Origin of the sequence: Rubrobacter taiwanensis (assembly GCF_004337705.1) — a bacterium.
GTDB lineage: Bacteria > Actinomycetota > Rubrobacteria > Rubrobacterales > Rubrobacteraceae > Rubrobacter_C > Rubrobacter_C taiwanensis.
Genome location: NZ_SKBU01000025.1, coordinates 28577 through 41586, shown reverse-complemented (window position 1 = coordinate 41586; position 13010 = coordinate 28577). Strand labels below are relative to the sequence as shown.

The 13010-nt window shown below is 64.5% G+C and carries 12 protein-coding genes; 10 read left to right on the top strand and 2 right to left on the bottom strand.

Annotated features, from left to right (window positions below; all coding sequences use genetic code 11):
• The 6 genes from E0L93_RS12920 to E0L93_RS12895 all read left to right on the top strand — a co-directional run.
• A partial coding sequence (locus E0L93_RS12920) for an adenylyl-sulfate kinase (protein WP_132692496.1) occupies positions 1–185 on the top strand: 185 nt, incomplete at its 5' end.
• Positions 182–982 (top strand): sulfite exporter TauE/SafE family protein, encoded by an 801-nt coding sequence (locus E0L93_RS12915; protein WP_132692495.1) that lies wholly within the window; start codon positions 182–184, stop codon positions 980–982. The genes E0L93_RS12920 and E0L93_RS12915, both read left to right, overlap by 4 nt.
• Positions 983–1046: 64 nt before the next feature.
• Positions 1047–2348: a nucleotidyltransferase domain-containing protein gene (locus E0L93_RS12910; protein ID WP_132692494.1), complete on the top strand. Its 1302-nt coding sequence runs from the start codon at positions 1047–1049 to the stop codon at positions 2346–2348.
• The gene (locus tag E0L93_RS12905; protein ID WP_132692493.1) at positions 2345–2632 is read left to right on the top strand and encodes a PqqD family peptide modification chaperone; all 288 of its coding nucleotides are present in this window, start codon (positions 2345–2347) and stop codon (positions 2630–2632) included. Before E0L93_RS12910 ends, E0L93_RS12905 begins: the two co-directional genes overlap by 4 nt.
• Positions 2616–3080 carry a lasso peptide biosynthesis B2 protein gene (locus E0L93_RS12900; RefSeq protein ID WP_132692492.1) on the top strand — a complete coding sequence of 155 codons (465 nt, stop codon included), beginning with the start codon at positions 2616–2618 and terminating at the stop codon, positions 3078–3080. The genes E0L93_RS12905 and E0L93_RS12900 overlap by 17 nt, the downstream gene beginning before the upstream one ends.
• Positions 3081–3088: 8 nt before the next feature.
• Positions 3089–4435, top strand: a complete 1347-nt coding sequence (locus tag E0L93_RS12895; RefSeq protein WP_132692491.1) for a hypothetical protein — start codon at positions 3089–3091, stop codon at positions 4433–4435.
• A 250-nt stretch (positions 4436–4685) separates the two neighbouring features.
• Here the strand turns inward: E0L93_RS12895 and E0L93_RS12890 are convergent, their stop codons facing one another.
• The gene (locus tag E0L93_RS12890) at positions 4686–5507 is read right to left on the bottom strand and encodes a class I SAM-dependent methyltransferase (protein ID WP_132692490.1); all 822 of its coding nucleotides are present in this window, start codon (positions 5505–5507) and stop codon (positions 4686–4688) included.
• Positions 5508–5745: 238 nt separating this feature from the next.
• On the opposite strand from E0L93_RS12890, the gene E0L93_RS12885 reads away from it, so the two are divergent.
• The 3 genes from E0L93_RS12885 (at position 5746) to E0L93_RS12875 (ending at position 10945) form a co-directional block, all read left to right on the top strand.
• Positions 5746–7731, top strand: a complete 1986-nt coding sequence (locus tag E0L93_RS12885) for a lasso peptide isopeptide bond-forming cyclase (protein WP_207890488.1) — start codon at positions 5746–5748, stop codon at positions 7729–7731.
• 507 nt (positions 7732–8238) lie between these two features.
• The gene (locus E0L93_RS12880) at positions 8239–9045 is read left to right on the top strand and encodes a phosphoenolpyruvate carboxykinase (ATP) (protein ID WP_132692488.1); all 807 of its coding nucleotides are present in this window, start codon (positions 8239–8241) and stop codon (positions 9043–9045) included.
• On the top strand, positions 9032–10945 hold the full coding sequence (locus tag E0L93_RS12875; protein WP_132692487.1) for an ABC transporter ATP-binding protein: 1914 nt from the start codon (positions 9032–9034) through the stop codon (positions 10943–10945). The genes E0L93_RS12880 and E0L93_RS12875 overlap by 14 nt, the downstream gene beginning before the upstream one ends.
• Before the next feature lie 27 nt (positions 10946–10972).
• On the opposite strand, the gene E0L93_RS12870 is transcribed toward E0L93_RS12875, so the two are convergent.
• On the bottom strand, positions 10973–12007 hold the full coding sequence (locus E0L93_RS12870; RefSeq protein WP_165874366.1) for a right-handed parallel beta-helix repeat-containing protein: 1035 nt from the start codon (positions 12005–12007) through the stop codon (positions 10973–10975).
• A 400-nt stretch (positions 12008–12407) separates the two neighbouring features.
• Between E0L93_RS12870 and E0L93_RS12865 the strand changes: the two genes are divergently transcribed.
• Complete coding sequence (locus tag E0L93_RS12865; protein WP_165874365.1) at positions 12408–12977, top strand: LPXTG cell wall anchor domain-containing protein; 570 nt, start codon at positions 12408–12410, stop codon at positions 12975–12977.
• Positions 12978–13010: the final 33 nt, after the last annotated feature.

Sequence of the window (13010 nt, the reverse complement as noted above, 5' to 3'; positions counted from 1 at the left end):
AGAAGGCGTTCTCTGGGGAGATACAGCAGTTCACTGGGGTCAGCGACCCCTACGAGCCGCCGGTTGCTCCGGAGCTGCACATAAGGACGGATGAGGAAGAGCCGGCCGGTTCCGCCCGGCGGGTGATCGAGAAGCTGGAGGAGCTCGGGTATCTCAAGCCGGCAAAGAGGCACGCGCGAAGATGACGCCGGAGATCCTGCCCCCGCTCTTCGGGCTGCTGACCGGATTCCTGGTCGGCCTCACCGGGGTAGGCGGCGGCTCGCTCATGACTCCTTTTCTGATGCTCGGGGCCGGGGTGCCCGCCCCGACCGCCATAGGGACGGACATGGTCTACGCCACGGTCACGAAGCTGACCGGCTCGTTCCAGCACTACCGGCAGAGTTCGGTGAATCTGGAGGTGGCGGGTTTTTTGGCTCTCGGGAGCATCCCGGCCAGCCTCTTCGGGGTGCAGACCCTGGAGTGGATCAAGGGTGCTTTCAACCCGGAAGCGGTGCGATCCATCATGATCACCGTGATCGCCGCGACCCTCGTCCTGGTCGGAGCTTCGCTTATCTTCCGCATCTTCATGCCGGAGAGATGGGTGGGTAGCAAGCAGACGGGTTGGGACGGCAAGACCGCCATGAGCCGCCGCCGGCGGCTGTTTACCATCGTCTTCGGGGCCTTCGGGGGGTACCTGGTGGGTCTCACCTCCATAGGCAGCGGGAGCGTGATGGCCGTCATACTGCTCCTGCTCTACCCTATAAGCCCGGGGGTGGTCGTGGGAACCGACATAGCCCACGCCACGGTCCTCTCGCTGGTGACCGGCATCGCGCACATGACCCACGGCAACGTGGACTTCGGCCTCGCCGCGACGCTGCTGATGGGCGGCGTTCCGGGAGTCCTCATCGGGAGCAAGCTGAGCTACGTGCTGCCGGGCCGACCGCTCAAGATAGCGCTCGCCGCCATGCTGGTCTTCGTCGGCTCCCGGTTGTTAATAGGCTAGGATGGGCAGAATAGGCCGGGTGGCGGATGTGCTGCACCAGGCGCTTAAGGATACTGGGTAGAGAATGATCCGTACAGAAGCGAAGCTCAACGGCCTCTCCACACCGGCCGGACGGAACGAAACCGGGCTCCTGCTCTGCTGCGCCAGGACCGCCAAAGATCCCGGAACGGCCGGACGCATCGCCGCCCTGCTCCGGGCAGACATCGACTGGGAATACCTGCTGCGCCTGGCGAACCGGCACGGGATGGTCCCGCTCCTGCACTGGCATCTGAACGGAGACCGCCCGGAGGCCGTACCGGACGAGGTTCTGGGCCGGCTCCGGAGTCACTTCAACGCCACCCACCTGCGAAACCTCTACCTGACCGGAGAGCTGCTCAAGCTCTTGCGGGAACTGGAAGCTCGCGGCATCCCCGCAATCCCCTACAAAGGCCCGGTACTGGCGGCCACCGCCTACGGGAACCTCGCGCTCCGTCAGTTCGGGGACCTGGACGTCCTGGTGCGCGAGCGGGACGTCCTGGAAGCCGGAGAGGCACTGGCCTCTTTAGGTTACCGGGCACAACACGGCCTCTCCCCCGGCCGGGAAGCTGCTTTCCTTCCGTACGCGCGCCAGTACCTCTTCAGGCGGGACGACGGGAGCGCCGTAGAACTGCACTGGAAGATCACCTCCAGGCACACCTCTTTCCCGCTTACACCGGAGTATCTTCTGGAGCACGCCGAAAGAGTGCCGCTCGGTGGCAGCTCGATTCCGGCCTTCCCGCGGGAGGACTTGATCCTGACGCTCTGTGTCCACGGTTCCCTGCACCGCTGGGAGCGGCTGAAGTGGATCTGCGACGTCGGCGAGCTGGTCCGCGCCTCCGGAAGTGTAGACTGGGACCGGATCGTGCGACGCGCCGGCGAATTGCGCAGCAATCGGATGCTCTTCCTCGGCCTCGCGCTGGTCAACGATCTGCTGGATACCGAACTCCCCGAAGACATAATGCGCGAAGTGAGATCCGACCCGGTTGTAGAGGAGCTCGCCGCGGAGGTGAGCGAGCAACTATTCTCCGGGAGCCTCGCAGACCGGGAAGGGATAGTCGAGCAGCTGCCCTACTGGCGCTTCCAGTTCCGGCTGCAGGAACGCCCGCGGGATAGATTCCGGTACTGTATCCACCGGGCAATGACCCCGGCCTTGCCGGACCGGCAGGCCATGCCGCTGCCGGGCGCGCTCTTCCCCCTCTACCGCCTTATCCGGCCGCTCCGGCTCGGCGGGAGGCTCTTACGGGAGCTAGCGGCTCGTCTCCCGCCGGTGAGAGCAACCGATACTCTGAGAAAGAAGACCGTCAGCAATGGTGAAGCTCGACTGCGAGCGGGAGGGAGTACACGATGACCGGCACGTTATCTTTGCGCTCGACCGTGGTAGCCGGTGAAGGGCAGGTCTCCAGCGACATCGGCGGAGAGGTGGCCATCCTCGACCTTAAGGCCGGCACGTACTACGGTCTGGAGGGGATCGGGGCCCGGGTGTGGGAGTTGATCCAGCAGCCGAGAAGGGTGTGCGAGATCCGGGACGCTCTGCTGGAAGAGTACGAGGTCGAACCCGGCCGCTGCGAACGAGACTTGCTCGCGCTGTTCCGGCGGATGTCCGACGAGGGACTCGTTGAGATCCGCAACTAAACGCCTGCGCAGGTTACTGCGCCGCCCGGCCGCCGAACGGCGGCTCCTCCTCAAGGCCGCGCTCCTGCTCACGGCTACCAGGCTCGGGCTCTGGCTGCTGCCGTTCCAGACCCTGCGGGACTGGCTGGCCCGGCTGGCGGAGACACCCTTCCGGAAGCGGGACGACCGGCTCTCCAGAGAGAGCGTCGTGTGGGCGGTAGAGACGGCCGGCCGCTACATATCTCCGGCAAATACCTGCCTCACACAGGCTCTGGCGACGCAGGTTCTGCTCGCCCGGCGAGGCTATCCGGCCTTGCTGCACATCGGGGTCGTCAGGGGCGAGGGAGGCCGGCTGGAGGCCCATGCCTGGGTGGAGAGCGAGGGGAGCGTGGTAATCGGCGGCTTCGAGCTCGAACGCTACACGCCGCTGGCAACCCTGGAAAGGGGAAATAGCTTGGGTTGCCGGTAAGGAGCAATATGTCTCGCAGGTACAGACTGCCGCTACCCTGCGTTGGTCTGGCACTGGCGGTTATCGTGGCGCTGGGAGTGGGCACGGCAGCCGCTCTCATGTGGCAGAGGGCCGACCGGTCCGGTGAAGCCGGCTCCGAAAGCGCTTCTGCCACCTCTACCGACGATGACGTGGGGTATCGGGACTTCTCTTTCAGCGCCGACGGCGTGACCCCGGCCGGCTACGGCCCGACCGGCGCCAAGCCCCAGAGCAAGCTCTGGTTCAACGATGGAGTCTGGTGGAGCGTCCTGTTCAACCGCGCCGCCGAGGAGTACCGCATCTACCGCTACAACAAGTATACCCGGACCTGGAGAGACACGGGAACGGTAGTAGACAGACGCAACCGGTCTATGGCGGACACGCTCTGGGATGGTGTGTATCTCTACGTGGTCAGCGCCACGCCGGACGTCGATGCCGGCTATGGAAGCGCGGAATTCTCGCGCTACAGTTACGATCGGTCATCCAGGAGCTACTCGCTCGATGCAGGCTTTCCGGTAACCATAACCGGCGGCGGCATGGAAGCGATAGTGCTCGCCAAAGACACAACCGGAAAAGTATGGGCTACCTACACCCGGCATGGTGAGGTCTACGTCACCCACACTCTGAACAGCGACCTGAGTTGGGCTAAACCGTTCGTCTTGCCGGTGGAGGGCTCCACCGCCGACCCCGAGGATATCTCGGCGATAATTGCCTTCGACGGCCGGATCGGGGTGATGTGGAGCAACCAGCTAGACGACGCCTTCTACTTCGCTATCCACAAGGATGGAGAGCCCGAAGACGCCTGGGAGGCGAGCACCGCCCTGCAAGGTCCGGGCATGGCCAACGACCACATCAACCTCAAAGCCGACTCCGACGGCCGGGTCTATGCCGCCGTCAAGACCCGGCGCGACCGTGTGGACCGCGCACCCGACGCGCCGGAGACCCTGCTGCTGGTACGGGACCCGGGCGGCGACTGGACCGGCCACACCTTCGGCCGGGTAAGCGACGACCATACGCGCCCCATCGTGCTCCTCGACGAGGAGCACCACTCCCTCTACGTATTCGCCACCGCCCCGAGGGTGACCAATGGCAAGCACGGCGGAAAAATCTTTTACAAAGTCACGAGCATGGACGGCATCTCCTTCGAAGAGGGGCCGGGGACCCCCTTCATCCGGAGATCCACCGACCCGAACGTCAACGACGCCACCTCCACCAAACAGAACCTCAGCGGCACGACGGGACTTATGGTGGCGGCCTCCGATAACGTCAGCGGCTACTACTTCCACAACTTCATGGATCTGAAGCCGGTGCCAGACGCGAGCGCAAACGGCAAATAGGCCGGGTGGCAGATGTATGGCCTCCGGCAAGATACTAGGGTAACTATCATGGGCAACCACCGCTGCGAGCGGTCCGAACTGTACGGGAAAGGGGGTGATAGACACTCGTAACAGGACAGCGAGCGCCTGGCGGTTCCTCTGGCTCACAAAACCCGAACCGCAGCATCAGGCTACAGTACGGGCCGCCGGCGTCTACAACGGAACACGTTTTTGTGCCGGCGGGCCTTTCTCCTTCAAACCCTCCGCGTTGCTACACCGCCACTCCGACGGCGTTCCCGTAGCCGGCGGTGTCGTAATGAACGAGATCAAACCCGCCTTCGGAGAGCTCGGAGGCGACTTCGTCGCGCGTGAGGTAGTGGACGTAGTTTGGGACCAGCCAGTCACCGACCTCGACGGGCTCCCGCCGGAGTGCGCGCCGGAACACGTTGGCCGTAAACGCGCACAGCTCGTAGACTCGGGACTTCTCGCCCGGACGCGCGAAGAAGGAGATTAGGACGGGTCCGCCCGGCCGGATCTGGGCTCTCAACCGCCGGAGCAGAGCGATCCGGTGCCTCCTCCCCTGCACCAGCATATAGGCTCCCCAGCCGATGATGATCCCGTCGTAAGTGTCCCCGGTGTCCGGAGCGGTGTCGCGGGGGAGCAAGCGCACGGTGGCCGGCTCTCCTTCCTCCCTCAGCAGTTCGTTTGCTGCGGCCACCAGATCTGGATGGCTCTCGAAGCCGTCCACCCGGAAGCCCCGTTTCTGCAGCGCCAGGATCTCTCTTCCCCCGCCCGCAGCGAGCACGAGCAACCGCCTGCAGCCCGAGAAATGATCGGCTAACGCCCGCTTCTCAAACTCCCACAGCCCCCGCCGGTTGTACTCTTTGCTGTGAAAGTTGGGCTCGCCGGGTATACCCTCTTTGCTCTTGGTGTAGTACGCCTCGTCGATGGCGTGAATATCTTCTCTTGTAAGCACGCCCAGCCAGAAGCCCACAAAGCACACCCTCGCCGCCGTGAGCGCCTTGTCGAGCGCGCTATGTACGAGAGAGAATGCCTGGAAGGCGAGCAGGTAGATACGGACTATGGACGGCACATCTTGCTCCTCTAGAGTAATAGACTGCTGGAAGATCCGGCCTGCAGGCTCCGGCGTGTCCAGCCGCCGGCCGGATATCGCGGTAACCTCTGAAGATCGGCGAAATGGCACACACCGGAAATATATCGCAACCCTGAGCCCGGCGGGCCGGCATCTTGCGCTCCCGCGCCGGCTGTGGGGCATCCGGACGGCATCGAGGGCTCCGGCAGCGGTCGTTGCATAAGCCAGCAACTGCCGCATCCACCGGTGTGGTAGAGTTGTAAAGCGATTCCACGCCGGCGAACCTGGAAGGAGCGGAACGATAAGCGCCATAGCCGGCCTCGTCTATTTCGACGGCCGCCCCGCAGAGCACCGGGCGCTGAAGCGGATGTTGGACAGGGTCGTCCACCGGGGTCCCGACGGGACCGGAGCGTGGAGCGAGGGCGGTGCCGGTCTGGGACACCGCATGCTCTTCACGACACCGGAATCACTGAACGAGAAGCTCCCCCTGGTGCACAGGAGCGGGAAGCTCATGCTCACAGCCGACGCCAGGATCGACAACCGGGAAGAGCTCATAGTGCAGCTGGGGCTCGCCGACCGCAAGGAGGTAAGCGACAGCGAGCTTATCCTCGCGGCTTACGAGAAGTGGGGCGAGCGTTGTCCGGAGAAGCTTGTGGGAGACTTCGCCTTCGCCATCTGGGACCGGAGCGAGCAGAAACTCTTCTGCGCCAGAGACCACATAGGGGTCAAGCCCTTCTACTACTATTACGGCTCCGGCCGCGCCTTCGTTTTCGGATCGGAGATAAAATCCCTCCTCTGCCTGCCGGAGGTGCCGAAGCGGCTCAACGAGGTGAGGGTGGCGGAGAACCTGGTGCCGGTCGTCGAAGACAAGACCATCACCTTCTACAAGGACATCCTGCGGCTGCCGCCGGGACACAGCATGACCGTGGACCGCAGAGGAGCCTCGACACGCCGCTACTGGGCTCTGGACCCTTACCGCGAGCTGCGCTACAGCTCGGATGAGGAGTACGCAGAAGCCTTCCGGGAGCACTTCACCGAAGCCGTTCGCTGCCGCCTGCGCAGCGCCTTCCCGGCGGGCTCCCTGCTCAGCGGCGGTCTGGACTCGTCTTCCATCGTCTGCGTGGCCCGAGAGCTCCTTGCCGGAAGCGGTGAGAGGCTGCACACGTTCTCGGCCTTATTTGACGGCTACAACTACCTGCCAGGGGCTGACGAGAGCTTCTACAGGAGAGCAGTCCTCGCCGGAGGCGGGACCGAGCCGCACGAGGTGCGGGCCGACCTTATCCGGCCCCTGGGAGATATAGACCGCATACTGTGGCACGAGGACGAGCCTTTCTGCAACACGCTCCACGACGCCTACGGCCTGTACGGCGCCGCCCGGCAGAACGGGGTCCGCGTGCTCTTGGACGGCCTGGACGGCGACGCTGTGGTGGGCCACGGCCTGCTCCACCTGTACGAGCTCGCGCGCGACCGGCGGTGGATTAAGCTCGCCTCGGAGATCAACGCGGTATCAAAGCGCTTCGGCCGGAGCCGCCGCCGGGTCCTCCGCACGCGGGTGATCAACCCCTGGCTCGCAGAGCTGAAGTACTCGGCCCCCGGGCCTCTGCGCCGTGCCTGGGAAGCTCTGCGCTTCCGGGGACAATCCGGCCCAGCGTTGGGCAAGATAATAAACCCCGGATTCGCCCGGGAGGTGGGTCTGGAGGACCGCCTGCAAGGATTGAGAGAAGAAACGGTCCTGTACGAACCGGCGCGTTTGTCGCGGCAGGCTCAGTGGCAGGGGCTGAATACGGGCGTGTACCCGTACACGATCGAGCTGCTCGACAGGATCGGTGCGGCGTTCGCCGTCGAGCCGCGCTACCCCTTCTTCGACCGGCGGTTGATGGAGTTCTGCCTGGCCCTGCCCCCCGGGCAGAAGCTCAAACAGGGGTGGACGCGAGCGATACTGCGCCACGCAATGGCCGGCATCCTACCCGAAGAGGTGCGCTGGAGAATGGACAAGGGCAACCTCAGCCAGCCCTTCGCCCGGACCATGCTCCTGTATCACCGCCCGGCCCTGGAGGAGGTGATCTTTAAAGATCCCCAGGTCCTCAAGCCGTACGTGAACATGGCCGCCCTGCGCCGGACGTACTACCGGTTTTTGGCCTACAGCACGCTAGATGACACCACCGCCGTCTACATAGCGGTGGTGCTGGCTCTGTGGCTGCGCCGGACGAACCTGAGCCCTTAAACCTCCGGACCTCCGCACAAATATGCCATCCGGCACAATACTCCCCCACACCGCGCTGATAGGCTTCACGATGAGTCAGAGCTGGCGGGTTGCGTCGCTCTCGCCAGGGGTGTAGCTGAACAAGCACGCGTAACCAAAGGAGGTGAGTCACAGTGAAGAAGGCCTACTCGTCGCCAGAGCTCAAGGTGCACGGCTCCGTGGAAGCAATAACGCTGCAAGGCCAGGGCGGCCCGCCAGGTGGCTTTAATGGGGTAGGAAACCCGCCCGTACAGTGTCCTCCCCCGGGCTCGTCGAAGCTCGTTTCGGGACCGGACTTCTGTAACCTCATGAGCCCGCCGGACGGCGCCATCTCGTAGGTAAGGCAGTCAGATAGACACTGTCAGCTACTTGCGGCAGGAAGCGGCTCTCCGGGTCGGGAGAGCCGCTTCTAACTGCCTCGCTTACGGTCTGGTCATCAGGTCTGCCATTCCTCTGCCGGAGCTCGCGTCCGCGGAGGGAGAGGCGGACGTGGAGATCCATTCGGGCAGAGTCGAGCTGCCGCCGGAGGCGGAGTCCGGGCCGGGCTGCGTATACGCCACGGCAGAGGAAGCGTACCTCTCCTTCGGACCGGCAGGCAGGTTCCTGATCCGGGGCGGGAGAGAGATCGTCGCAGACCCGGTCCCGGGCGCGGACGAGAGGGTACTCCGCACCGTCATCCTCGGCCCGGCCCTGGGGGCGCTACTCTACCAGCGAGGCCGGCTGCCGCTGCACGCCAGCGCGGTGGCCCTCCCCGGCGGTGTTGCGGCCTTCGTGGGAGAGAAGGGCGAGGGGAAATCCACCATGGCGGCGGCCATGTACAGCCGGGGGTATCCGCTGGTGGCGGACGACGTAACGGCCCTCGATCTCGACGGTGCGGGCCGTCCCACGGTATTCCCCGCCTACCCGCAACTCAGGCTGTGGCCGGGAGCGGCCGTCTCGCTGGGCGACGACCTCGCCCGGCTGCCCCGGCTAGACTCTCTCTCGGACAAACGGGGCCGGCAGGCTCTGCGCGAGTTCTCGCCGGTCCCCCGGCCGCTGCGGCGGGTGTACGTGCTCTGCAGAGGCGAGCACCCGGAGATAGAGCATCTCCGGCCGCAGGAGGCCCTCGTGGAGCTGGTACGCTACACCTACGGCCGGCGTCTGCTGCAGATGGTGAACAGTCCCCGGCACTTCCTCAAGTGCGCGGGCGTAGTCAACGGCGCGAGCGTGTGCAGGCTGCGGAGGCCTCATTCCTTCGCAACCCTGTCTGAGGTGGTGCGGCTGGTAGAGGAGGACTGCGCCGATGGACACGGGTAGAGATATCCGGAAGAGGCTGGCTGCGGCTCTCGCCCCTATAAACGACGGAACGGCCCGGACGTTTATAGCAACCATGGTCTCCATCACGTCGTGGAGATCTGCGGTAGCCCTGGTGCTGACGCTCTTCCGGAGCCTGACGCAGGGTGCACAACTGCTGTTGCTGGTGCCGCTGATGCAGATCATAGGCCTGGACGTCCAGCAGGGCTCTGTAGGGTGGCTCTCCGGGCTTGTCTCATCCGCATTCGCGGCCGTGGGCCTGCGGCCGACCTTGTCCGCCGTACTCGGAGCCTTCGTGGTCCTGGCTACCCTGCTTTCGGCAATAACCTGGTGGCAGACGATCTTCAACCTCCGGCTCGAACAGGAGTTCGTAGCCACCCTGCGGCGGCGGTTCTACCGGGCGGTGGCCGGGACCGAGTGGCTCGTGTTCTCGAAGATCCGGTCCTCCGACCTGACCCACGCGCTCACCACCGAGCTCAATCGAGTCGGCGGCGCTGCAAGCGTCCTTCTGAGCCTGGTCACCAACGCCGTCCTGCTCTCCGTCTACGTAGCGCTCGCGCTGAAGCTCTCGGCAACGATGACCGCCGTCGTCTTCCTCTCCGGCGCGGCTCTGCTGCTGGCGCTCGGGAAGAGGACGCGGGCGGCGCGCTGGACCGGCCAGGAGACCTCGCTCGCGACCAACGGCCTCTACTCGGCGGCCATAGAGCACCTCGGCGGCATGAAGACCACGAAGAGCTACGGCGCGGAGGACCGCACCACGCGCATCTTCTCAGACTTCACCGACAGGGTAGCGCAGATGTTCGTTAGGACGACGCGCGTCTACGCCGGGACGGCGTTCTGGTTCAGCACGGGCTCGGTGGCGATCCTGTGCGCCATCCTGTACGTCTCGATCGAGGTCCTGAACATGGCTTCGGCCGGCATTATCCTGCTGCTCTTCCTCTTCAACCGGATGATGCCGCTCTTCAGCAGTCTCCAGAACAACTGCCAGGCGTTCGCGAACGCGATGCCGGCGTTCGCCGGGGTGCTGAGCCTGCTGGAGCGCTGCGAAGCGGCGAGCGAGAAGAAAGGCGGCCGGCCGGGCAGGGAGATTGAGCTGCACCGGCATGTGCGCCTCGAAGAGGTCTCGTTCTCCTACGGAGCGGAAGAGAAGGCCCCTGCGATCCACGATCTGAGCCTGGAGATCGAGGCCGGAAAGACCACGGCCATCGTCGGCTCCTCGGGCGCGGGCAAGAGTACGGTCGCGGATTTGGTCATGGGCCTGATCAAGCCTACCGGCGGCAGGGTGCTGGTAGACGAAAGACCGCTGACGCCCGAATACATGGACTCCTGGCGGGACCGGATCGGCTACGTGACGCAGGACACCTTCCTCTTTAATGACACCATCCGGGCCAACCTCCTGTGGGCATCTCCCGCAGCGAGCGACGAGGAGATGGAGCGGGCGCTTAAGATGGCCGCCGCCACGGACTTCGTTTCCAGGCTTCCCCACGGAATAGAGACGGTGCTCGGAGACCGCGGCGTGCGGCTCTCCGGCGGCGAGAAGCAGCGCCTGGCGCTGGCGCGGGCCCTCCTGCGCCGACCCTCCCTGCTGATCCTGGACGAAGCCACGAGCGCCCTTGATTCGGAGAACGAGCGGCGCATCCAGAGGGCCATAGAAGAGCTCCGCGGGCGTATGACCATCCTGGTAATAACCCACCGGCTCTCCACCATCCAGAGCGCGGACGTCATCCACGTGCTGGAACACGGCCGCCTGGTCGAGTCCGGCGACTGGGAAGCCCTCGTTAGCCGGATGAACGGCCGGTTCAAAACCCTCTCGCAGGCACAGGGCTACGGAGAAGCGGACAACGGCAGGCGTCCTTCTCATGATCCCCGACCGGCACCGGAGGCAAACCTCTTAAGCGAGTGAGAGACACCCCTCCGGGTCTCTTCGAGCTCACCCGTTCGCCCGGCACCGGACCACCGGGGCCCGGCAGCCTTTTAGAGCGTCGCCGTTTAAAAAGTTGTCGCGGAAGGTTATGTTCTTAAGCTCGCCCCGGTGGTCCGAGACCGCCTCGAACCCGTACTTCACGTTACCGCCGAACCTGTTGTTGCGAGCGAGGAGATTCTCGGAAGCGACCACCAGGAGCCCGGTGTGCCTGTTCGCCCTCTCCCACCAGCCGTTGCGTTGGATAGTGTTGTTTACGACTATCGCGGGACCGCTGGAGATCTCGTAGTGGATGCCCGCCTTGCCGTTATCGGTTATGGTAGAGCCCCGGACCACGAACTGCGCGGTGCCGCTGGCTCCGCCGTCGCCGCACTCGATATCGCACCACACTCCGACCCACAGGTTGTTGTCTATCCGGCTGTTTATGACCTTGAACGAGTTGACCGACTTCACACCGGCCGCGCTCACCGCACCACCTTCAACTCGTGTGAAGGGCGGAGAGCCGTTGTGGTCCAGCCGGGAGTTCCGGATTACCAGACCCGGCCCCGCGCCGCCGACGCCCTGGTTGGCGTTCCCCGTGGCCCGCACGTTTATGATGTGCAGGTCTCTGCCGCCGCCGCCGATGCCGCGGCCGCAATCGGGCTTGCAGTAGTGCCCCCCAACCGCGCCCTTGACCGTAAGGTTCCTCACGGTAACGCCGTTCGCTCCCCGAGTGTAGATGATGTATTCGGCGCTGTCGGTCCTGATGATAGGACGCGTCGAGTCGGAGTAGACGCCCCAGAAGGTGTCCCCGGACTTCGCCTTTATCGGCTCTACGATATCGTAGCGTCCATCGTGGATGCAGTAGGTCGTCCCGGCAGGCATAGATGCGGCTATAGCCGCCAAATCCTGCCCCGGATACACATCCCTGCCCACGCACCCGGCAGCATTGGCCTTTTCCCTCGCACCGGCATCCCCGGAAGAGAATGCAGCCACACAGACAGCCACCACCGCAACCAGCACGCTGACAAACCCGCCCGACGAACGGGTAAGCGGACGTCTCATCGTCATCGTTTCCTTTCGGTGGCCAGATCGACTCCCATGCCCCCCTCCCGCGCGCTTCGCGGCAGGCCGGTCTTCTCATGTCAGAGGGATTATCGGGCCCCAGAAGTGGAAAACTTTAGCGGGGTGGCGAATGAAGGAACGACGCCCGGCCGAACTTGCGCAGCGGGCGGGCTTCAAGGAGCTCCGATCTCAGCCCGTTGGTTCGGGCTCCGGGCATAGCCGGAACGATAAATATGCCATGTGACAGATGTACGGGCACCCACTCGACCATACCATCGGAAGTATCAAACCCATACTTTGGAGAGGAAAACCACATATGAGCAATGACGATCCCGCGAGAGCAGCATCCGCAGCAGAGGCAGGGATGAGACAGAGCGGTTTTTCAAGGCCCGGTATCCTGATGGTCATCGGAATCCTCTTCACGAGCGCGTTCGGGCTCATTCTTGCCGCCGCTGCCGGAGCTCAGGCTCCCGGCACCACTTCCGCCGAGTTCCAGTACCCCGAGATCGCGGCCCCTTCAGGTCCCGCAGCCGGGCTGCCGTGCATAGAGATAGAGAGTGGCGGCAACGATCTCAAGGCGGGCGACACGCTTGTGTTTCCCGGGACTTTCTCCATCGCTTCCGGCGCTTCGGTGGTTCTAGAGGACGCCGATGGGACCCAGGGCACGATGATCGACGGGGAGAACGCCCGGATCACCGAGGGCGAAGGCGGCACCATACAGATACTCCTGACCGGAGCCCCGATGAACGTGATCGGCGGTGATGAGGTTCTGAGCAACGAAGTGTGCGAGTCGATAGTAGCCACTACGGGTATCTCCGGCCGGCCGGAGACCGGCAGCGGCGTGACGCCCGGCATCCTGCCCGACACGGGCGGCGTAGTAACCCTCCTGTATCTGGGGGCGCTCGTTCTGGCCGGGGCCGGGATCGCAGCTCTGCGCCGGCGCGCCGGCCGGCAGGACCGAACACGGTAGTCCGGCCGTTGTAGTATCGGTAGCGGGAGGCAC

What these genes read in the sequence shown, in the direction of transcription:
- E0L93_RS12895 (WP_132692491.1), top strand. Translation starts at nt 3,089, where the DNA reads ATGTCTCGCAGGTACAGACTGCCGCTACCCTGCGTTGGTCTGGCACTG.
- E0L93_RS12870 (WP_165874366.1), bottom strand. Translation starts at nt 12,007, where the DNA reads ATGAGACGTCCGCTTACCCGTTCGTCGGGCGGGTTTGTCAGCGTGCTG.
- E0L93_RS12915 (WP_132692495.1), top strand. Translation starts at nt 182, where the DNA reads ATGACGCCGGAGATCCTGCCCCCGCTCTTCGGGCTGCTGACCGGATTC.
- E0L93_RS12910 (WP_132692494.1), top strand. Translation starts at nt 1,047, where the DNA reads ATGATCCGTACAGAAGCGAAGCTCAACGGCCTCTCCACACCGGCCGGA.
- E0L93_RS12905 (WP_132692493.1), top strand. Translation starts at nt 2,345, where the DNA reads ATGACCGGCACGTTATCTTTGCGCTCGACCGTGGTAGCCGGTGAAGGG.
- E0L93_RS12865 (WP_165874365.1), top strand. Translation starts at nt 12,408, where the DNA reads ATGGTCATCGGAATCCTCTTCACGAGCGCGTTCGGGCTCATTCTTGCC.
- E0L93_RS12875 (WP_132692487.1), top strand. Translation starts at nt 9,032, where the DNA reads ATGGACACGGGTAGAGATATCCGGAAGAGGCTGGCTGCGGCTCTCGCC.